The organism is Comamonas granuli NBRC 101663, from assembly GCF_000739995.1.
Classification (GTDB): domain Bacteria; phylum Pseudomonadota; class Gammaproteobacteria; order Burkholderiales; family Burkholderiaceae_C; genus Simplicispira; species Simplicispira granuli.
Genome location: NZ_BBJX01000005.1, coordinates 210477 through 229209, shown reverse-complemented (window position 1 = coordinate 229209; position 18733 = coordinate 210477). Strand labels below are relative to the sequence as shown.

The window sequence follows — 18733 nt, the reverse complement described above, 5'->3', positions numbered from 1 at the left end:
ACCGGTGTCAGGCCAGGTGCTTGGCCTGCAACCGCGGTATGCCGCCCTGCAGCACGCCGCCCACCGTATGGAAGGAGCCAAAGACGATGATTCTATCAGCGGGGTTCGCCTGCGCCATGGCGGCCTGCAGGGCCTCGGCCGGGCCGGGGTGGGTGCTGCAGGTGGCGCTGCGCGCGCCCGCGCCCGCCCGTGGCAGCGCGGCCCAGCGCTCTGCGAGGCTCGCGGCCGTGGCGGCGCGCGGCGTGGGCAGGTCGGTGAAATACCAGCGGTCCACGATGGGCGCGATGCGCTCCAGCATGGGCGCCAGGTCCTTGTCGGCCATGGCGCCGAACACGGCGTGCGTGACCGGGAAGTAGCCCATGGCGTCCAGGTTGGCCGTGAGCGCCGCCACCGAATGCGGGTTGTGCGCCACGTCGAGCACCAGCGCGGGCTGGCCCGGCACCACCTGGAAGCGCCCCGGCAGGTCCACCATGGCCAGGCCGTTGCGCACGGCCTGCGCCGTGACCGGCACGCGCTCGCGCAGCGCCACCAGGGCGGCCAGCGCGCCCGCGGCGTTGACGAGCTGGTTGGCGCCGCGCAGCGCCGGGTAGGCCAGCCCCGCGTAACGCCGCCCCCGGCCCGCCCAGCTCCACTGCTGGCGGTCGCCCGCGTAGTTGAAGTCCTGCCCGAAGCGCCAGAGCTCGGCGCCGATCTCGCACGCATGGTCGATGACGCTCTGTGGCGGCATGGGGTCGCTCACCACCACGGGGCGGCCCGTGCGCATGATGCCGGCCTTCTCGCGGCCGATGCTCTCGCGGTCCGGGCCGAGGAACTCGGTGTGGTCCAGGTCGATGCTGGTGATCACGGCGCAGTCGGCGTCGATGATGTTGGTCGCATCCAGCCGCCCGCCCAGGCCCACTTCCAGGATGGCCAGGTCCAGCAGGCTGTGGCTCATCAGGCGCAGGATGGCCAGGGTGGTGAACTCGAAATAGGTGAGCGGCACCTCCTCGCCGCCCGCGGTGCGCGCCTGCTCCACGGCCTCGAAATGCTCCAGCAGGCTCTCGGGGGCCACGATTTCGCCGTGGATGCGGCAGCGCTCCTGGAAATGCACCAGGTGCGGCGAGGAGTACACGCCGGTGCGGTAGCCGGCCTGCAGGGCCACGGCCTCGATGATGGCGCAGGTCGAGCCCTTGCCGTTGGTGCCCGCCACGGTGATCACGGGGCACTGCAGGCGCAGCGCCATGCGGCGCGCGACCTCGGCCACGCGCTCCAGGCCCAGGGCGATGGTTTGGGGGTGCAGGCGCTCGCAGTGGGCAAGCCAGCCTTCCAGGGTGTGGATTTTGCTTTGCATACGGAGCGCGATTGTCGCGCAGGCCCGTTCTGGCGCATCATGGGCGCCATGAAACACACACCCCTGACATTGTTTGGCATTGCACATTGCGATACGGTGCGCAAGGCCCGGGCCTGGCTGGCGGCCCAGGGCCAAGATTGCGTGTTCCACGATTTCGGCAAACAGGGCGTGCCGCCCGAGCACCTGGCCCTGTGGGTGCAGCAACTGGGCTGGGAGGCGCTGCTCAACCGCCGCGGCACCACCTGGCGCAAGCTCCCGCCGGGCGAGCAGGAGCGCGTGCAGGACGCGGCCAGCGCCATGGCGCTGATGCAGACGCACCCCAGCGTCATCAAGCGCCCCGTGGCCGAGTGGCCGCAGCAGGGTGGGCAGCCGCGCGCCACGGTGGGCTTCGATGCGGTGCTGTGGGCCGAATGGGCCAAAGCGTAGGAAACCGCACATTTGTTTACGCATCTTTACCCGCGCAGAGCGCGCGCGCAGCAGGGGACCGATAAACTTTTTCCCCATGCGGCGCGTTAAAAGCGCACCGGCTTTATAGGAAACCGTCCATGATGAAAAAAGCGATTGCCTTCTCGGTCCTGGCTGCCACGGCGGCGCTGTCCCACGCCCAGGAGCAGGCGCGCGTGCTCTCGGCCACGCCCATCGTGCAGCAGGTGGCCACGCCGCGCCAGGTGTGCACCAACGAAACCGTGTACACCGGCCAGCGCAATTCGGGCGGCGGCGCGGTGCTGGGCGCCATCGCCGGCGGCGCAGCGGGCAACGCCATCGGCAAGGGCAGCGGCCGCGCTGCGGCCACGGCCATCGGCGTGATCGGCGGGGCCGTGCTCGGCAACCACATCGAGGGCCAGGGCCAGCCGCAGTACGAAACCGTGCAGCGCTGCGGCACCGAGACCTACTACGAGAACCGCACCGTGGGCTACACCGTGGTGTACGAATACGCCGGGCGGCAGTACACCACGCAGACGGCCACCGACCCGGGCCGCTACATCAACGTGCAGGTGCAACCCGTGAACGGCCCCGTCCCCTACGGCAGCTATGTGCAGCCCGGCGTGGTCACCTCGCCCTACGCGGCCCCGCCGCAGCCGGGCGTGACCATCATCGAGTACGGCTACGAGGGCGACCCCTACTACCGCCGCCGCCACCCGCACCGGTACTACAACAACAACCCCTACGACCGCTGAGGCGGCGCAGCGCACCTCCTGGAGGGCCCGGCCGGGCCCTCCTCTTTTTTTGCCCGCCGCTTTTGCCGCGCGGCCTGCGGCGGGAGCCAGGCCGGTCGCCTAAAATCGCCCGTTTGACCTGCTCCTCTGCGTATTTCCATGACCACCGAACAACTCGACGGCGTGTCCGTCACCACCCGGGCGAACGTGTATTTCGAGGGCAAGTGCGTGAGCCACGGCATCACCCTGGCCGACGGCACGAAAAAATCCGTGGGCGTGGTGCTGCCCGCCACGCTGACTTTCAAGACCAGCGCGCCCGAGGTGATGGAATGCGTGGCCGGCGCCTGCGAGTACCGCCTGGCGGGCACGGACACCTGGCAGCACGTGGGCCCGGGCGAGCGCTTCAGCGTTCCCGCGCATTCGAGCTTCGACATCCGCGTGACCGAGGCCTACCACTACATTTGCCACTTCGGCTGAAGTCAAGCGCTTTTTTGGCCTCCAGCGCTTACCAGCCAAGCGCCAGCAGCTATCATTTTTGAAAGAAACTCCATGGCAACCATCCTGCAACACCTCCCCGTCGGCCAGAAGGTCGGCATCGCCTTCTCGGGCGGCCTGGACACCAGCGCGGCGCTGCGCTGGATGAAGAAAAAGGGCGCGTCGCCCTACGCCTACACGGCCAACCTGGGCCAGCCCGACGAGCAGGATTACGAGGCCATCCCGCGCAAGGCCATGGAATACGGCGCGGAGGCAGCGCGCCTGATCGACTGCCGCACGCAACTGGCGCACGAGGGCATCGCCGCCATCCAGTCCGGCGCCTTCCACATCAGCACCGGCGGCATCGCCTACTTCAACACCACGCCGCTGGGCCGCGCCGTCACGGGCACCATGCTGGTGGCCGCCATGAAGGAGGACGACGTGCACATCTGGGGCGACGGCTCCACCTTCAAGGGCAACGACATCGAGCGCTTCTACCGCTACGGCCTGCTGACCAACCCGGCGCTCAAGATCTACAAGCCCTGGCTGGACCAGGCCTTCATCGACGAGCTCGGCGGGCGCGCCGAGATGTCGGCCTTCATGACCCAGGAAGGCTTTGGCTACAAGATGAGTGCCGAGAAGGCCTACAGCACGGACAGCAACATGCTGGGCGCCACGCACGAGGCCAAGGACCTGGAGTTCCTCAACAGCGGCATCCGCATCGTCAACCCCATCATGGGCGTGGCGTTCTGGAAGCCCGAGGTCGAGGTGCTGGCCGAGGAGGTCTCCGTCACCTTCGAGGAAGGCCAGCCCGTGGCCCTGAACGGCAAGGAGATTGCCGACCCGGTCGAATTCTTCCTGGAGGCCAACCGCATCGGCGGGCGCCACGGCCTGGGCATGAGCGACCAGATCGAGAACCGCATCATCGAAGCCAAGAGCCGCGGCATCTACGAGGCCCCCGGCATGGCGCTGCTGCACATCGCCTACGAGCGCCTGGTCACCGGCATCCACAACGAGGACACCATCGAGCAGTACCGCGTCAACGGCCTCAAGCTCGGCCGCCTGCTGTACCAGGGCCGCTGGTTCGATCCGCAGGCCATCATGCTGCGCGAGACCGCCCAGCGCTGGGTGGCGCGCGCCGTCACCGGCACCGTGACGCTGGAGCTGCGCCGCGGCAACGACTACTCCATCCTCAACACCGAATCGCCCAACCTGACCTACGCGCCCGAGCGCCTGTCCATGGAGAAGGTGGAGGACGCGCCGTTCAGCCCGCTGGACCGCATCGGCCAGCTCACCATGCGCAACCTCGACATCTCCGACACGCGCGACAAGCTGGGCGTGTACGCGCGCGCCGGCCTGCTGTCGCTGGGCGGCAATGCCGCGCTGGCACAGCTCGAAGACGCCGGCCCCCGCAAGTAAGCCCCAGGCGCAGCGCATGCAAGCCCCCCTCTCCCCCATCCGCGTCGGCATCGTGGGCTACGGCAACCTGGGCCGTGGCGTGGAAGCCGCCATCGCCAAGAACCCGGACATGGCCACCGCCGCCATCTACACGCGGCGCGACCCGGCGCAGCTCCAGCCCCTGGGCGCCGGCGTGGCCGTGCACGGCCTGGACGAGTTGCCCGGCCACCGCGACCGGCTCGACGTGCTCATCCTGTGCGGCGGCTCCAAGGACGACCTGCCGCGCCAAAGCCCCGAGCTGGCGCGCCACTTCAGCCTGGTGGACAGCTTCGACACCCACGCCCGCATTCCCGGGCATTTCGCGGCCGTCGATGCCGCAGCGCAGGCCGGCCGCACGACGGCGCTGATCTCCGCGGGCTGGGACCCCGGCATGTTCTCGCTCAACCGCCTGATGGGCGAGGCCCTGCTGCCCGACGGCGCGACCTACACCTTCTGGGGCAAGGGCCTGAGCCAGGGCCACTCCGACGCCATCCGCCGCGTGCCCGGCGTGGCCGGCGGCGTGCAGTACACCATTCCCGTGCCCGAGGCCGTGGACAAGGTGCGCAGCGGCGTGCGCCCCCAGCTCAGCACGCGCGAGAAGCACCGGCGCGAATGCTACGTGGTGCTGCAGGCCGGCGCCGACGCCGAGACCGTGCGCCACACCATCGTGCACATGCCGCACTACTTCGACGAGTACGACACCACGGTGCACTTCATCAGCGCCGAGGAGCTCGCGCGCGCGCACGGCGCCATGCCGCACGGCGGCTTCGTGATCCGCAGCGGCAACACCTCGGCCGGCAGCCAGCAGGTCATCGAGTACCGCCTGCAACTCGACAGCAACCCCGAGTTCACCGCCAGCGTGCTCGTGGCCTACGCGCGCGCCGTGCACCGCCTGCAGCAGGCCGGCCAGTACGGCTGCAAGACGGTGTTCGACGTGCCCCCGGGCCTGCTCTCGCCCAAGAGCGCCGAGCAACTGCGCGCCGAATTGCTCTGAGGCCTGCGCGCCGCGCAGGCGGCGCAGGCGCCCCGGGCGGGCCGCGCAATCAGGGCCAAAATGGCCTCCAGCGCTTGATGGGCAAGCGCAAGCAGCTATCGAAAGAGAAGCAAATGAGCGAACAGCAACGGGTGGCCATGGTGGTGGCGGGCGGCAGCGGCATGGGCGCTGCCGCCGCGCGCAAGCTGCATGCAGCGGGCTTTGCCCTGGGCATCCTCTCGTCCTCCGGCAAGGGCGAGGCGCTGGCCCATGCACTGGGCGGCGTGGGCGTGACGGGCTCGAACCAGAACGTGGCCGACCTGCAGACGCTGGTGGACGCCGTGATGCAGCGCTGGGGCCGCATCGACGTGCTGGTCAACGGCGCGGGCCACGGCCCCAAGGGCCGGCTGCTGGAGATCAGCGACGCGGACTGGGTGCGCGGCCTGGAGGTCTATTTTCTCAACGTGGTGCGCGCCACGCGGCTGGTGGCGCCCATCATGCAGCGCCAGGGCGGCGGCAGCATCATTAACATCTCCTCGGCCTGGGCGTTCGAGCCCGCGGCGCTGTTTCCCACCTCGGCCGTGGCGCGCTCGGGGCTGGCAGCGTTCACCAAGATCTTCTGCGACGAGTATGGCGCGCACAACATCCGCATGAACAACGTGCTGCCCGGCTGGATCGACAGCCTGCCGCAGACCGAGGAGCGCCGCCGGTCGGTGCCCTTGCAGCGCTACGGCACGGCCGAGGAAGTCGGCGCGACGGTGGCCTTCCTGGCCAGCGAGGGCGCGGCCTACATCACGGGGCAGAACATCCGGGTCGATGGCGGGCTGATGCGCAGCGTGTGAGCCGTCAGGGCGCGGCCACCGCGGGGGGCGCGGGTGGCGTGCGCATGGTGCGCACGATGGCCGCCAGCAGCACGCCGTAGGCGGGCACGAACAGCAGCAGGCTCACCGCCAGCTTGATGGCGTAGTCCACCCAGGCGATCTCCACCCAGTGCGCGGCCATGAACGCGTCGGGGCTGCGCCAGAAGGCGATGGAGAAGAACGCCGCCGTATCCAGCGCCTGGCCGAACACCGAGGCCGCCGCGGGCGCGAGCCACCAGGCGCGGCTCGTCTGGCGGATGCGGTCGAACACCTGGATGTCCAAGAGCTGCCCCAGCACGTAGGCGGCGAAGCTGGCGAAGGCGATGCGGAACACGAAGGTGTTGAACGCGCCCAGCGACTCCCAGCCGTTGAAGCGCCCTTCATGGAACAGCACGCCCACGACGTAGGAGGCGACGAGCGCCGGCAGCATGGCGCGCGTGATGACGCGGCGCGCCTGGGGCTTGCCGATCAGACGCACCGTCAAATCCGTGGCGAGGAAGATGAACGGGAAGCTGAACGCGCCCCAGGTGCTGTGAAAGCCCAGCAGCATGATGGGCAGTTGCACCAGGTAGTTGCTGGCGATGACGATGGCGATGTGGAACGCCACCAGGAGGGAGAGGTACAGCGGCACGCGCGACGGCGGCGCCTGGATGGTGCTCATGGCAGTCCTTTTTGGTGAATGGGGGCGAGGGAACCCATGCTGGCGAAAGTGCCGGGGCGCGATTGTAGCGGATGGCGGCGCCCGCCCGCCACAGCGATTTCAGGTGTTTTGGGCCTTCAGCGCTTGTGCAGCAAGCGCAAGCAGCTATCAAAAAAGTAGTGCGAGACGCTCCGGCCTTCAGACCACCACCGGCTCGGGCTCCAGGCGGATGCCGAAGCGCTCGTACACGCTGGTCTGTATGGCCTTGGCCAGGGTCATGACCTCGCCGCCGGTCACGCTGTCCTCGGGCGTGCCGCGGTTGACCAGCACCAGGGCCTGCTTGTCGTACACGCCGGCACGGCCCACGGTCTTGCCCTTCCAGCCGCAGGCGTCGATGAGCCAGCCCGCCGCGAGCTTGACGCTGCCGTCGGGCATGGGGTAGTGCACGATCCGGGGCTCGCGCGCGATGATGTCCTGGCACTGCTCGGGCGTGACGGTGGGGTTCTTGAAGAAGCTGCCCGCATTGCCCAGCGTGTCCGGGTCGGGCAGCTTGGCGCGGCGGATCTCGCACACCCAGTCGAAGATCTGCTGCGCGCTGGGGTGCGCCACGCCGGCCTCGGCGCGCTTTCGCTCCAGGTCGAGGTAGCCGAGCTGGGGCACCCAGGGGCGCGGCAGGCGCAGGCGCACATGGGTGATGATGGCCCGCCCCGCCAGCCCCATGCCGCGCGGCGCGCTGCCCGGCGCACCGGGCAAGGCGGGCGCGTGCTTGAACACCGAATCGCGGTAGCCGAAGGCGCATTGCGCGGCATCGAGGGTGAAGGTCTCGCCCGTCGCCAGGTCGAAGCCGTCGAGCGACTCGAAACGGTCCTGCAGCTCCACGCCGTAGGCGCCGATGTTCTGCACCGGCGCCGCGCCCACGGTGCCGGGGATGAGCGCCAGGTTCTCCAGCCCGGGCCAGCCCTGCGCGAGCGTCCAGGCGACGGTCTCGTGCCAGGACTCGCCCGCGCCGACCTCGATGGTCCAGGCCCTGGCCCCCTCCTGCACCAGGCGGCGGCCGCGGATCTCCATTTTCAGGACCACGCGCTCGACGTCCCCGGTCAGCACCACATTGCTGCCGCCGCCGAGCACGAACACCGGCCGGCGCCCGAGCACGGGGTCGGCCCGCAACGCCTGCAGGTCCTGGACCGAACGCACGCGCACCAGCGTCTGGGCACGCGCGGCGATGCCAAAGCTGTTGTAGGGCTGCAGCGACACGTTTTTCTCGACTACCATTGGCCAGATTGTCGCACCGGGCCCCGCCGGGCGGCCCGCCTTTCTGGAGAAACACCCCGCCATGCCGTCTTTTGATACCGTCTGTGAAGCCGACTTCGTCGAAGTGAGAAACGCCGTGGACAACACGGCCAAGGAGATCGGAACGCGCTTCGACTTCAAGGGCACCTCTGCCGCCATCGAACTCAAGGACAAGGAGATCACGCTGTTCGGCGACGCCGATTTCCAGCTCACCCAGGTCGAGGACGTGCTGCGCAACAAGCTGGCCAAGCGCGGCGTGGACGTGCGCTTTCTCGACGTGGGCAAGCCGCAGAAGATCGGCGGCGACAAGCTCAAGCAGACCGTCAAGGTGCGCAACGGCATCGACAGCGAGCTGGCCAAGAAGATCCAGCGGCTCGTCAAGGACAGCAAGATCAAGGTGCAGGCCGCCATCCAGGACGAGAAGGTGCGCGTCACCGGCGCCAAGCGCGATGACCTGCAGGCCGTGATGGCGCTGATCCGCAAGGAGATCGCCGACATGCCGCTGTCGTTCAACAACTTCCGCGACTAGCCCCCTGCCCCCGCGGGCCCGCCGCCATGCTGCAGCACACCCCCTCCCTGCGCGCCCTCGCCTGGGCGCTTGCCTGCGCCGCAGCGGCCTGCGGCAGCGCCTGGGCCGCCCCGGCCGTCACCCTGGCGGGCATGCTGGGCGGCAAGGCCCTGCTCGTGGTCGACGGCAGCCCGCCCAAGGGCGTGGCCCCCGGCCAGACACACCTGGGCGTGAAGGTGCTGTCCGTCGCGCGCGACGAGGCCGTGATCGAAATCGACGGCCGGCAGAGCACGCTGCGCGTGGGCGAGGCCCCGGTGAGCGTGGGCCGGCGCAGCGGCATGGGCCAGCGCATCGTGCTCCAGGGCGACAGCCGCGGGCACTTCATCCAGCAAGGCCTCATCAACGGGCGTGTCATGCAGTTCATGGTGGACACAGGCGCAACCACCGTGGCCATAGGGCGGCCCGATGCCGAGCGCATGGGCCTGCCTTACCAGAAAGGCCAGGCCGTGATGCTCAACACCGCCAACGGCGCCACGCAAGGCTGGCGCCTGCGGCTGGACTCGGTGCGCATCGGCGACGTGGAGGTCTTCCAGGTCGATGCCATCGTCACCCCGCAGGCCATGCCCTACGTGCTGCTGGGCAACAGCTTTCTGGGCCAGTTCCAGATGACGCGCACGAACGACCAGATGGTGCTGGAAAAGCGCAATTGACCATGACTGCCCCCGCCCCCCTGCTCCACGCCCAGGACGACGAGTACGAGGACTTGCTCAGCCTCTGGAGCGACCTGGAGGCAGGCCTGTCGGTGCTGCTCGCCCGCCCGCGCCAGGCGCAGGACTTTGCCGCCAAGGTGCGCCAGTTCGACCAATGGCTGCAGGACCTGGTGACGCACGACATCGACGGCTCGCTGTACCTGATGTTCCAGCTCGCGGCGACCTCCACCGTGGGCTACAGCGCCTCGCACGCCCTGGTGTGCGGCACGCTGTGCCACATCATGGCGCGCGAATTCGGCCTGCCGGAGAACGAGCGCAACGCCCTGGTGCGCGCCGCGCTCACCATGAACATCGCCATGACGCGCATGCAGGACGAACTGGCCGTGCAGCGCGAGCAGCCCAACGCCGCGCAAAAGGAGATGATCGGCAGCCACCCTGTGCAATCGCAGGCCTTGCTCGAGGAGCTGGACATCACCAACGACCTGTGGCTGGACCTGGTCGCCCAGCACCACCAGCGCCTGCCCGAACGCACGCCCCTGCAGCAACTGAGCCCGGTGGACCGGCTCACGCGCATCCTGGGCACCATCGACCGCTACGCGGCCATGATCAGTCCGCGCAAGTCGCGCCCGGGGCGCAGCGCCACGGACTCGGTGCGCGAGCTGGTGGGCAAGGACGTGCAGGAGCGCGACGAGGTCGGCCTGATGCTGGTGCGCACCGTGGGCCTGTGCCCGCCCGGCACCTTCGTGCGCCTGGACAATGGCGACATCGCCGTGGTGCTGCGCCGCAGCGAAAAGCCCAATCTACCGCTGGTGGCCAGCGTCGTCGAGCGCGGGGACAAGGTGCTGAGCGCGCCGCGCCTGCACCAGACGGCCGAAGGCCCGCCGCGCGTGCAGTCCGCCCTGGCGCGCAACGCGGTGACGGTGGACCTGAACCACCGCGCCATGGTGCGCCTGGGCCTGTACGCCGCCCAGCCGCGCCAGTACCTGGCCACGCAGCCCGCAGGCCTCTGAGCGCCGCCGCGCTGCGAAAGCGGGGGGAAGCAGCGCAGCCGCTCAGGGGGGGTGTGCCCTACTCCCTCAATGCCCCCAGTAGATCAGGGCGTCGCGCCCCCGCACCGACAGATCGACCCGGGCCCCCACGGGCAGCAGTACCTTGGTGGCCACATGGCCGTAGGGCAGGCCCGTGAGCACCGGAATGCCCACCTGGCTGCGCAGCCAGTCCACCACGCTCTGCAGCTTGAAGCCCTTGTCGTGCGGCGCGAGCCGGTAGTTGGTGAACTGGCCCAGCAGCAGCGCCTTCTGCCGCGCCAGCACGCCGGCGTGCAGCAGTTGCGTGAGCATGCGCTCGATGCGGTACGGGTGCTCGTTCACGTCCTCGACGAACAGGATGCCGCCATCGACCTGCGGGAAATACGGCGTGCCCACGAGCGCGCACAGCACGGCGAGATTGCCGCCCCACAGCGTGGCGCCGGCGATGTCCAGCTCCGGCAGCGGCAGCTCGGGCGCGCCGGCCGCACGCCGCTCCTTGGGCAGGCGCCAGCCGGCGCCCTCGCCATGGCCGCTGAGCAGGTCGTCGAAGCAGGCCTCCATGATGTCGTCGGGCACGCCCTGCACGCCGAAATCGGCGCCCAGCACGGGGCCGGCCCAGGTGACCGCGCCCGCGCGCGCCAGCACGGCGCACTGCAGGGCCGTGAAGTCGCTGATGCCCACGAACTGCGTCCCCCCCTCCACCGCACGCGCCACGGCCGCGCCGTCGATGCCGGGCAGGATGCGCGTGAGGCCGTAGCCCCCGCGGGAGATCAGCGCCACGTCGGCGCCGCTGGCGGCGGCGCGGTGGATGGCCGCCAGGCGCGTGGCATCGTCGCCGGCAAAGCGCGTGTGCTGGGCCAGGGCGTCGGGGTCGATCTCGACCTCGTGCCCCAGGGCCTGCAGGCGCTTGACGCCGCGGCGAAAGGCCGCCTTGTCGCGCACGGCGCTCGACGGCGAATAGATGTAGATGTGCTTGGGGCCGTGCGCATGGCCGCAGCCGCAGTGTGCGTGGTCGTCGTGGTCGGAAGGCAAGGCGTCCGGGCCCGGTGCGGCCCGCTCCATGGTGGCTAGGGCACGAAGTATTCCACAGCCTGGCGCGCCACCGGCTCGCCCTGCTCCTGCACGAAGTGGCCCGCGTGCGGCAGCACCACGAGCGGGGCGGCGCCGCGCACGCTCTGCTGCAGTTGCTGCATGACAGGCACGCCCAGCACGGGGTCGGCCGCGCCGGCAAAGAGCAGGCTGCGGCCCGTCCACGCGTGCTGCCAGAAATCACGGGCGGCGCGCGCGAGCGCGGCACCGGCGGCCTGCGGATGCTCGGGCACCAGGCGCGGGAAGGCGCGCAGCGCGGCGCGGTGGCCCGCGTCGGGGAAGGGCGCATCGTAGGCGGCGCACTCGGCCGCGCTCAGGTGCGGGTTGCCGCGCGCGAGCAGGCGCCCCACGCCATACAAGGGCTGGCGCGCGCACATCGCACGCCAGTCCAGAAAACCCTGCGACAGCGGCGCATCGCCCGTGGCCAGCAGCGTGTTCATGGCCAGCAGGCCGGCAAAGCGCCCGGGCATCTCCATGGGCAGCGTCAGTCCCAGGATGCCGCCCCAGTCCTGCACCACCAGCACCACGTTGCGCAGGTCCAGGCGCTGCACCAGTTCGAGTAACACCTGGCGGTGCCAGGCAAAGCTGTGTGCGTCCTCCTTCTTGGGCTTGTCACTCTGGCCGAAGCCGATCAGGTCGGGCGCGACCACACGGTGGCCGGCCTGCGTGAACACGGGCAGCATGCGCCGGTACACATAGCTCCAGGTGGGGTTGCCGTGCAGGCACAGCCAGGTGAGCGGCGCGGCGCGCGGGCCTTCGTCGAGGTAATGCAGGCGCAGGCCGCCGAGCGCGGGCAGGTCGCTCAGGTAGTGCGGCGCCCAGGGGTAGCCGGGCAGATCGGCAAAGCGCTTAGCGGGCGTGCGCAGCGCATCCTCGCGCAGCGGGTGCGCGGCCAGCGCCTGGGCACGCTGCTGGCTGCGCCGCGTGCGGAAGAACGCCGCCAGCAGCGCGCCGCACTCCTGGGCCAGCACCCCGCCCTGCACCTGCGTGTGGTGGTTGAGCAGGGGCTGGGCAAACAAGTCCACCACCGAGCCCGCGGCGCCGGTCTTGGGGTCGGGCGCGCCGTACACCACACGCGGCAGGCGCGCGTGCAGCAGCGCGCCGCTGCACATGGCGCAGGGTTCCAGCGTGACGTAGAGCGTGCAGTCCTCCAGCCGGTAGTTGCCGCGCTGCTGCGCTGCCGCGCGCAGGGCGACGATTTCGGCGTGCGCCGTGGGGTCGTGCCCCGCCACGGGGGCGTTGCGCCCGGTGGCCAGCACGCGGCCCTCATGCACCAGCACTGCGCCCACGGGCACCTCGCCCGCGTGCGCCGCGGCCTCAGCCTCGGCCAGGGCCAGGCGCATCCAGTGGGTGTCGTCGTGCACCGTCATATCGTGGTATTTGCTATTTTTTCAGTAGCTGCTTGCGCTTGGCGAGCAAGCGCCAGAGGCCATTTTCATGCCCATTTGCACCCGCGCGGCCAAGCTGCCTCAGTCCGCCACCATGCCCAGGGTCTGCATCCACTGGGCCAGGCCCTGGGCGCCCGCATCGCCCGCACGGTAGGCCGCATACATGGCGGCGTGCGATTCCCTGCGGTGCTGGTTGAGCTTGAGCTTGCACTGAAGGCTGCTCACGTGCAGCTCGAAGGCCACGATGCCCGCCAGCATCTTGTGCGCAAAGCCCTCGCCCAGGGCGCGCCACTGCTCGGCATAGGGCGGCTCATGGTCGCCGATCAGCGCCTTGAGCAGGGCATCCTTGGCGGCGGGCTCCTCGACGAACACGGTGCGCACGCGGCAGTGCACGGCCAGGTAGTTCCATGTGGGCACGCGCTCGCGGTCCGGGTACACCGCGGGCGAGAGGTAGGCATGCGGCCCGAGAAAGGCCACCAGCGCCTCGGGGCGCTGCTGCAGGTAGCGCCAGTGCGGGTTGCCGCGCGCGCAGTGGCCCAGCAGCACGCGCTGCGAGCCGCGCACCTGCAGGTGCAGGGGCAGGTGGGTGATGAACGGAAAGCCCTCGTCGTCGGTGGAGACGAGGCTGGCCAGCGGGTGGGCACGCATGAGGGCGTCGGCATGCGCGCCGTCGAGGCTTTGGAACTGGGCGGGCAGGTACATGGCAGGGTCTCCGGCAGGCCCCACTGTAGCGGCAAACCCGGGGGCGATTCAGCCCAGCACTTCCTTGAGCGCGGCGTCGTACAGGTCGGTGAGCTTGTCCATCACCTCCAGCAGGCGCTCGCTGGTGGTGGCCAGGGTTTCCATGCCCTTGTCGTCGGGCTTGCGCTGCAGGGCCGCCTCGAAGAACAGCCACTGGCCCCGGCCCAGCTCGAGCTCGTTGCGGATGGCCGGCGTGCTGATGGGCGCGGCCGCCAGGGCGTCCAGGGCCAGGCGGAATTCGGTGGCGTCGGCCTTCATCTGCTCGCGCAGGCCCTTGCCGTCGAGCCGGGCCGCCGCGAGGAAGTAGTCGCGCGCCATGCGCTGCGAGAGCGCGCGCTGGCGGCCCGCGGTGTTCACGAGCTTGGCGGTGTTGATCCTGGCGGCCTTCTCGAAGGCCTCGGTGGCGGACTGCGCCGCCGCCATCATGCGGTCGGACTGCTGGGCCACGGCGGCCACCGACTCGCGCGTGGCGGGGATGACCAACAGGGACTCGGTGGTGTCCGCATGCTTCTGGATGTCCATCACATGCCGGGCCAGGTCCGCGGGCCAGGGCACCTTGGCCAGGTCGTCAAAGCCGCGGCGCACCTGCTTGCGCGCATCGGCCAGGGTGCGCGCGGACTCCTCGGGCAGCACGCCCAGCAGGATCTGGCAATAGGCCTTGGCCATGCGCTGCGACAGCGCGCGGTTGCGCGCCGCCCGGTTGATGGCGGTGGACATGGCCAGTTGCGCCTGCGCCGGCGTGAGCACGGAATAGAGCGCGACCGCCGCCGCGCCCTGGATCAGGGCACGGCGGGAAGAAGTACGGGCAACGGAGCAGTCAAGGGTTTTCATGGATTGCCATCACATGGGAAATGAGAATGAATTCTGCGCGCCTGCACCCGAGGCTCCACTGAGGTAGATCAATCCCCTGCGGGCAGCAGCGCCTTGGACGCCCCTGACGGGCACATTGGTACCGCCGGCGCAGCGCGCCGTGGGGCACAATCGCCCCATGTCTGAACGCGTGATTCCCCTGGTGGACCAGCGCAGCGCCGCGTTGGCGGTGCCCCTGCCCACCACGCCGGTGCCAGCCACGGGGCTGCTGGCCGATACACTGGGCCGGCCCTTGCGCGACCTGCGCATCAGCGTGACGGACCGCTGCAACTTCCGCTGCAACTACTGCATGCCCAAGGAAGTCTTCGGCAAGGACTACCCCTACCTGCCGCACGCCGACCTGCTGCGCTTCGAGGAGATCACGCGCCTGGCCGCCATCTTCCTGCGCCACGGCGTGCGCAAGATCCGGCTCACGGGCGGCGAGCCGCTGCTGCGCCGCAACATCGAGGGCCTGGTGGCGCAGCTCGCGGCCTTGCGCACCACCGACGGCCAGCCGCCCGAGATCACCCTCACCACCAATGGCTCGCTGCTGGCGCGCAAGGCCCCTGCCCTGCGCCAGGCCGGGCTGCAGCGCGTGACCGTGAGCCTGGACGGCCTGGACGACGCGGTGTTCCGGCGCATGAACGACGTGGACTTCCCCGTGGCCGAGGTGCTGGCCGGCATTGCCGCCGCACGCGCGGCCGGCCTGGCGCCGGTCAAGGTCAACATGGTGGTCAAGCGCGGCACCAACGAGCACGAAATCCTGCCCATGGCGCGGCATTTCCGCGGCACAGGCGTCATCCTGCGCTTCATCGAATTCATGGACGTGGGCGCCACCAACGGCTGGCGCATGGACGAAGTCCTGCCCTCGCGCGAGGTCATCGCGCGGCTGCGCGCCGAACTGCCGCTGGTGCCGCTGGAGCCGACGGCACCGGGCGAGACGGCCCAGCGCTGGGGCTATGCCGACGCGCAGGGGCGGCACGACCCCGCGCTGGGCGAGGTGGGCGTGATCAGCAGCGTGACCCAGGCCTTCTGCGGCGACTGCAACCGCGCGCGCCTCTCGACCGAAGGGCGCCTGTACCTGTGCCTGTTCGCCGACAAAGGCTACGACCTGCGCAGCCTGCTGCGCTCGGGCGCGAGCGACGATGCCATCGCCAGCGCGCTGGGCGCGATCTGGCAAGGCCGCAGCGACCGCTACTCCGAGCTGCGCAGCAGCCTGCCCGCGGAGCCGGGCACAGGCAAGCGCCGCATCGAGATGAGCTACATCGGCGGATGATATGGAAACACCCCCTGAGCGGCGGCGGGGCGGCCCTTGCGCGGCTGCCCTGGCCTTGGGCTGCGCCCCTGGCACGCGACAGGGCGGACCTCCGCACCAGGAATGACTGACATGCCCGCCATTGCCCCTGCAGACATCACGGGCCTGGTGCTGGCCGGCGGCCAGGGCACGCGCATGGGGGGCGTGGACAAAGGCCTGCAGCCGCTGCACGGCGTGCCGCTGGCGCTGCACGCGCTGCGCCGGCTGGCGCCGCAGGTCGGTACCGTGCTCGTCAACGCCAACCGCCACCTGGCCGCCTACCAGGCCTGGGGCGCCCCGGTCTGCCCGGACACCCTGCCCGGCTTCGCCGGACCGCTGGCGGGCTTTCTGGCCGGGCTGGAGCGCTGCCGCACGCCCTGGATGCTCACCGTGCCCTGCGACAGCCCCTTCTTTCCCAGCGACCTGGCGGCGCGCCTGGCCACAGCCGCCCAGGCGCAGGGCGCGGACCTCGCCATCGCCCTGGCGCCCGATGGCCCCGGCGCCCCGGCGCCGCTGCGCCCCCAGCCCGTGTTCTGCCTGCTGCGCAGCGCCTTGCGGCACAGCCTGGCGGATTTCGTGGCGGCGGGCGGCCACAAGGTGGGCGCCTGGGCAGCGCAGCACGCCTGTGCGCAGGCGGCCTTCGACCGGCCGGGCGACGACCCCCGGGCCTTTGCCAACATCAACACCCTGACCGAGCTGCAGCACCTGGCCGGCGCCCCCGGTGACGCCAAGGCTTGATATCCATCAAGCAAAATCCCGCGCCCGCCGCGGCGCCAGCCTCTAGAATGACCATTTTCGGAAAAGGGTCAAAACATGTGGAAAGGGATCGTGCGGGGATGGGTGCTGGCCTGCCTGGCAGCCGTTTGCGCCATGCCGCCGGCGCTGGCGCAGCCGGCCAAGGCGCGTGCCACGGCGCATGTGGACCTGGACGCCCGCTTCCAGGAGGTGCAGGCCACGCCGGCACTGGCCGGCGAGCTGTACCGCCTGGGCCGCAAGGTGGCTGCCGTGTGCGCGCACTGCCATGGCGACGGCGGTAACAGCACCAAGCCGTCGATTCCCAACCTCGCGGGCCAGAACCCGGCCTACCTGCTCGAGCAGTTGCGCCAGTTCGCCGATGGCCGGCGCCGCAACGAATTCATGGAGGGCATGATCCGCGCCATGAACGCCGACGAGAAGATCGGCATGGTGCTGTTCTACGCCGACCAGGACGTGCGCCCCCAGCCCGCGGCCGACCAGGCGCTGGTGCTCAAGGGCCAGTCCCAGTTCAACAAGAACTGCGTACGCTGCCACGGCAGCGAGGGCCGCGGCAGCGCGCAGATCGCGCGCATCGCCGGCCAGCAGCCCGACTACCTGCGCACCACGCTGCGCCGCTACCGCGACGGGGTCGATGTGCGCAGCAATTCCATCATGACCGCCAATACGCGCTACCTCACGGACCCGGACATCGAGGCCGTGGTGGCCTACGTGTCATCCATGCCCTGAGAAGGCGCGACCTCATCCGGCGAGCAAGCGACGATGCGGCGCGCCTTGCCGCTGCGCCCGCGCGGCACGGCGTGGCCCAGCTCGGTGCGCACCGTGAGGGGCGCCAGCCCCTGGCTGGCCGCCCAGCGCTGCAGCACGGCGCGGCAGCGTGCGGCGGCGGCACGCCCCGCGGCGCCCTGCTGCGGCAGGCGCAGCAGCAGGGTGCGCGCGTCGAGCTGGCGCAGGTGGAAGTCGAATACGCCCGCCCCGTCCTCCAGCACGGTGGAGAGCGCCAGCGGCAGCAGCGTCGCCGTGCCGCCGTCCTGCGTGGCCATGCGCAGCGCATCGTCCTGGCGGCCGCACACCTCCATCAGCGGCAGGGGCGAGCCGCAGGTGCACAGCTCGCTGTGCAGCGTGACCTGGTCGCCCAGCTCGCAGCGGATCAGCGGCTGCACGTGGTTGGCCAGGTTGGTCAGCAGCACGCTGCACGAAGGCGCCCCGGCGGGCACCGGGCGGTGGTGCTCGTCCACGGGTTCGAGGATCACCCAGTCGGCGTTCAGGTGCATGTGGCCATGCGCACATTCCCAGCCCATGGCCAGGAATTCCGAGGCGCCATAGCTGTTGCGCAGCACGCCGCCCAGGCCGTGCTCGATGTGCGCGCGCACCACGGGGCTGAGCGTCTCCCCGCCGGTCCAGACCTCGCGCGGGCGGATGCGCAGGCGCCCCTCCAGCGCCTCCTGCGCCAGCAGCGCCGCCGCCGTGGGATAGGTGATGAGCACGGTGGGGTCGTAGGCGTTGAGCGCCTGCACCAGCTCGGCGACCGGCGCCTCGATGGCGAAGCTGCGCGTGGTGGCCGCGATCCAGGGGTTGATGCTGCGCAGGCGCTGCAGCGAGACGATGCTTGCGAAATGCCCGCCGATCGCGCCCACGAAGGCATGCCGGTCGGCCAGGTGCAGCGGGTCCATCCAGTGCACCAGCGGGCGCGGTGCGCTGCGGCGCAGGGCCTCCAGCGCGTCGTACACGGCCATGGCATGGCCGTCCTGCACGAAGATGCCCGGCTGGCCCGACGTGCCCGAGCTCTCCCACACCATGTAGCGCCCCAGCCAGGGATCGGCGATGCGTTCGCGCTCGGCCATGAAGGCGCGCAGTTCGTCCAGGCGCAGGCGCGGGTCGGTCACCCAGTCGTCAAAGCGTGCCATGAGCGCGCCGCGCGTGACCACCGGCAACTGCTCCAGCGCCATGCCTGCATGCGCGCCGGGGCCCAGCCATTCACGGTACAGGGGCGAGCCGCGCAGGGCGGCGTCGAGCAAGAGTGCAAGCCGGCTGCGCTGGCGCTGCGCCAGGCCCGCGCGGCTGCCGCGCTGGGCGACCAGCACGTCGAGCGAGACCGTGGACAAACGCAACAGGTCGAACACCGGATTCATGCAGCCATCCTCCTGCCAGACACATCATAGGCGCGCTGCCGGCGCGCGCCGCCCATGCCCCAGCGGCGCGCACGGTCGTG

At 70.4% G+C, this 18733-nt stretch carries 20 protein-coding genes; 12 read left to right on the top strand and 8 right to left on the bottom strand.

From position 1 onward, the window contains the following. Window positions 1-7: 7 nt before the first annotated feature. The gene (gene folC / locus CGR01S_RS06625; RefSeq protein WP_042424117.1) at window positions 8-1330 is read right to left on the bottom strand and encodes a bifunctional tetrahydrofolate synthase/dihydrofolate synthase; all 1323 of its coding nucleotides are present in this window, start codon (window positions 1328-1330) and stop codon (window positions 8-10) included. 48 nt (window positions 1331-1378) lie between these two features. Here folC and CGR01S_RS06620 point away from each other — a divergent pair, with 48 nt between their 5' ends. The 6 genes from CGR01S_RS06620 (at window position 1379) to CGR01S_RS06595 (ending at window position 6213) form a co-directional block, all read left to right on the top strand. Beyond that, entirely contained in the window at window positions 1379-1756 is a 378-nt protein-coding gene (locus CGR01S_RS06620) for an arsenate reductase (protein WP_042424636.1), read from the top strand. 122 nt (window positions 1757-1878) lie between these two features. Beyond that, on the top strand, window positions 1879-2508 hold the full coding sequence (locus CGR01S_RS06615) for a glycine zipper 2TM domain-containing protein (protein ID WP_042424633.1): 630 nt from the start codon (window positions 1879-1881) through the stop codon (window positions 2506-2508). A 138-nt stretch (window positions 2509-2646) separates the two neighbouring features. Next, complete coding sequence (ppnP, locus tag CGR01S_RS06610; RefSeq protein WP_042424114.1) at window positions 2647-2964, top strand: pyrimidine/purine nucleoside phosphorylase; 318 nt, start codon at window positions 2647-2649, stop codon at window positions 2962-2964. Between the two features lie 72 nt (window positions 2965-3036). Beyond that, window positions 3037-4380 carry an argininosuccinate synthase gene (argG, locus tag CGR01S_RS06605; protein ID WP_042424110.1) on the top strand — a complete coding sequence of 448 codons (1344 nt, stop codon included), beginning with the start codon at window positions 3037-3039 and terminating at the stop codon, window positions 4378-4380. A gap of 16 nt (window positions 4381-4396) precedes the next feature. Next, window positions 4397-5392, top strand: a complete 996-nt coding sequence (locus CGR01S_RS06600; protein WP_042424631.1) for a diaminopimelate dehydrogenase — start codon at window positions 4397-4399, stop codon at window positions 5390-5392. A 113-nt stretch (window positions 5393-5505) separates the two neighbouring features. Next, window positions 5506-6213 carry an SDR family oxidoreductase gene (locus CGR01S_RS06595; RefSeq protein ID WP_042424628.1) on the top strand — a complete coding sequence of 236 codons (708 nt, stop codon included), beginning with the start codon at window positions 5506-5508 and terminating at the stop codon, window positions 6211-6213. 4 nt (window positions 6214-6217) lie between these two features. On the opposite strand, the gene CGR01S_RS06590 is transcribed toward CGR01S_RS06595, so the two are convergent. Both CGR01S_RS06590 and murB read right to left on the bottom strand, forming a co-directional pair. Beyond that, a complete protein-coding gene (locus tag CGR01S_RS06590) occupies window positions 6218-6892 on the bottom strand; it encodes a 7-cyano-7-deazaguanine/7-aminomethyl-7-deazaguanine transporter (RefSeq protein ID WP_042424107.1) in 675 nt (224 codons plus the stop codon). Between the two features lie 177 nt (window positions 6893-7069). After that, window positions 7070-8143: a UDP-N-acetylmuramate dehydrogenase gene (murB, locus tag CGR01S_RS06585; protein WP_042424105.1), complete on the bottom strand. Its 1074-nt coding sequence runs from the start codon at window positions 8141-8143 to the stop codon at window positions 7070-7072. Between the two features lie 61 nt (window positions 8144-8204). Here murB and CGR01S_RS06580 point away from each other — a divergent pair, with 61 nt between their 5' ends. Genes CGR01S_RS06580 through CGR01S_RS06570 form a run of 3 tightly spaced genes read left to right on the top strand, consistent with a single transcriptional unit; the run spans window position 8205 to window position 10389 of the window. Beyond that, complete coding sequence (locus tag CGR01S_RS06580) at window positions 8205-8690, top strand: YajQ family cyclic di-GMP-binding protein (protein ID WP_042424103.1); 486 nt, start codon at window positions 8205-8207, stop codon at window positions 8688-8690. A gap of 26 nt (window positions 8691-8716) precedes the next feature. Beyond that, window positions 8717-9379, top strand: a complete 663-nt coding sequence (locus tag CGR01S_RS06575; protein ID WP_042424100.1) for a retropepsin-like aspartic protease family protein — start codon at window positions 8717-8719, stop codon at window positions 9377-9379. Between the two features lie 2 nt (window positions 9380-9381). Further along, entirely contained in the window at window positions 9382-10389 is a 1008-nt protein-coding gene (locus tag CGR01S_RS06570) for an HD-GYP domain-containing protein (protein ID WP_042424098.1), read from the top strand. A gap of 66 nt (window positions 10390-10455) precedes the next feature. Here the strand turns inward: CGR01S_RS06570 and CGR01S_RS06565 are convergent, their stop codons facing one another. From CGR01S_RS06565 to CGR01S_RS06550, 4 genes are all read right to left on the bottom strand, one after another. Beyond that, a complete protein-coding gene (locus CGR01S_RS06565) occupies window positions 10456-11469 on the bottom strand; it encodes an LD-carboxypeptidase (RefSeq protein WP_084690583.1) in 1014 nt (337 codons plus the stop codon). A gap of 5 nt (window positions 11470-11474) precedes the next feature. Next, complete coding sequence (gene tadA / locus CGR01S_RS06560; protein ID WP_042424095.1) at window positions 11475-12866, bottom strand: tRNA adenosine(34) deaminase TadA; 1392 nt, start codon at window positions 12864-12866, stop codon at window positions 11475-11477. A 99-nt stretch (window positions 12867-12965) separates the two neighbouring features. Further along, window positions 12966-13586 carry an FMN-binding negative transcriptional regulator gene (locus tag CGR01S_RS06555; protein WP_042424090.1) on the bottom strand — a complete coding sequence of 207 codons (621 nt, stop codon included), beginning with the start codon at window positions 13584-13586 and terminating at the stop codon, window positions 12966-12968. A gap of 48 nt (window positions 13587-13634) precedes the next feature. After that, window positions 13635-14456 carry a type IV pili methyl-accepting chemotaxis transducer N-terminal domain-containing protein gene (locus tag CGR01S_RS06550; protein WP_042424083.1) on the bottom strand — a complete coding sequence of 274 codons (822 nt, stop codon included), beginning with the start codon at window positions 14454-14456 and terminating at the stop codon, window positions 13635-13637. Window positions 14457-14613: 157 nt separating this feature from the next. Here CGR01S_RS06550 and moaA point away from each other — a divergent pair, with 157 nt between their 5' ends. From moaA to CGR01S_RS06535, 3 genes are all read left to right on the top strand, one after another. Beyond that, window positions 14614-15750, top strand: a complete 1137-nt coding sequence (moaA, locus tag CGR01S_RS06545) for a GTP 3',8-cyclase MoaA (RefSeq protein WP_042424081.1) — start codon at window positions 14614-14616, stop codon at window positions 15748-15750. Between the two features lie 111 nt (window positions 15751-15861). Beyond that, window positions 15862-16506, top strand: coding sequence for a molybdenum cofactor guanylyltransferase MobA (mobA, locus tag CGR01S_RS06540; protein WP_042424074.1), 645 nt, complete (start codon window positions 15862-15864; stop codon window positions 16504-16506). A 75-nt stretch (window positions 16507-16581) separates the two neighbouring features. Beyond that, window positions 16582-17250: a c-type cytochrome gene (locus CGR01S_RS06535; protein ID WP_084690582.1), complete on the top strand. Its 669-nt coding sequence runs from the start codon at window positions 16582-16584 to the stop codon at window positions 17248-17250. On the opposite strand, the gene CGR01S_RS06530 is transcribed toward CGR01S_RS06535, so the two are convergent. After that, a complete protein-coding gene (locus CGR01S_RS06530; protein WP_042424072.1) occupies window positions 17229-18653 on the bottom strand; it encodes a phenylacetate--CoA ligase family protein in 1425 nt (474 codons plus the stop codon). The genes CGR01S_RS06535 and CGR01S_RS06530 overlap by 22 nt on opposite strands. Between the last annotated feature and the right edge of the window lie 80 nt (window positions 18654-18733).

Excerpts from the sequence above, each read along its gene's own strand:
- CGR01S_RS06595 (WP_042424628.1), top strand. The coding sequence starts at position 5,506 with ATGAGCGAACAGCAACGGGTGGCCATGGTGGTGGCGGGCGGCAGCGGC.
- CGR01S_RS06600 (WP_042424631.1), top strand. The coding sequence starts at position 4,397 with ATGCAAGCCCCCCTCTCCCCCATCCGCGTCGGCATCGTGGGCTACGGC.
- mobA (WP_042424074.1), top strand. The coding sequence starts at position 15,862 with ATGCCCGCCATTGCCCCTGCAGACATCACGGGCCTGGTGCTGGCCGGC.
- CGR01S_RS06555 (WP_042424090.1), bottom strand. The coding sequence starts at position 13,586 with ATGTACCTGCCCGCCCAGTTCCAAAGCCTCGACGGCGCGCATGCCGAC.
- CGR01S_RS06575 (WP_042424100.1), top strand. The coding sequence starts at position 8,717 with ATGCTGCAGCACACCCCCTCCCTGCGCGCCCTCGCCTGGGCGCTTGCC.
- CGR01S_RS06590 (WP_042424107.1), bottom strand. The coding sequence starts at position 6,892 with ATGAGCACCATCCAGGCGCCGCCGTCGCGCGTGCCGCTGTACCTCTCC.
- CGR01S_RS06580 (WP_042424103.1), top strand. The coding sequence starts at position 8,205 with ATGCCGTCTTTTGATACCGTCTGTGAAGCCGACTTCGTCGAAGTGAGA.
- CGR01S_RS06550 (WP_042424083.1), bottom strand. The coding sequence starts at position 14,456 with ATGAAAACCCTTGACTGCTCCGTTGCCCGTACTTCTTCCCGCCGTGCC.
- CGR01S_RS06620 (WP_042424636.1), top strand. The coding sequence starts at position 1,379 with ATGAAACACACACCCCTGACATTGTTTGGCATTGCACATTGCGATACG.
- CGR01S_RS06535 (WP_084690582.1), top strand. The coding sequence starts at position 16,582 with ATGTGGAAAGGGATCGTGCGGGGATGGGTGCTGGCCTGCCTGGCAGCC.
- moaA (WP_042424081.1), top strand. The coding sequence starts at position 14,614 with ATGTCTGAACGCGTGATTCCCCTGGTGGACCAGCGCAGCGCCGCGTTG.
- CGR01S_RS06530 (WP_042424072.1), bottom strand. The coding sequence starts at position 18,653 with ATGAATCCGGTGTTCGACCTGTTGCGTTTGTCCACGGTCTCGCTCGAC.
- ppnP (WP_042424114.1), top strand. The coding sequence starts at position 2,647 with ATGACCACCGAACAACTCGACGGCGTGTCCGTCACCACCCGGGCGAAC.
- murB (WP_042424105.1), bottom strand. The coding sequence starts at position 8,143 with ATGGTAGTCGAGAAAAACGTGTCGCTGCAGCCCTACAACAGCTTTGGC.
- argG (WP_042424110.1), top strand. The coding sequence starts at position 3,037 with ATGGCAACCATCCTGCAACACCTCCCCGTCGGCCAGAAGGTCGGCATC.
- folC (WP_042424117.1), bottom strand. The coding sequence starts at position 1,330 with ATGCAAAGCAAAATCCACACCCTGGAAGGCTGGCTTGCCCACTGCGAG.
- CGR01S_RS06615 (WP_042424633.1), top strand. The coding sequence starts at position 1,879 with ATGAAAAAAGCGATTGCCTTCTCGGTCCTGGCTGCCACGGCGGCGCTG.
- CGR01S_RS06570 (WP_042424098.1), top strand. The coding sequence starts at position 9,382 with ATGACTGCCCCCGCCCCCCTGCTCCACGCCCAGGACGACGAGTACGAG.
- tadA (WP_042424095.1), bottom strand. The coding sequence starts at position 12,866 with ATGACGGTGCACGACGACACCCACTGGATGCGCCTGGCCCTGGCCGAG.
- CGR01S_RS06565 (WP_084690583.1), bottom strand. The coding sequence starts at position 11,469 with ATGGAGCGGGCCGCACCGGGCCCGGACGCCTTGCCTTCCGACCACGAC.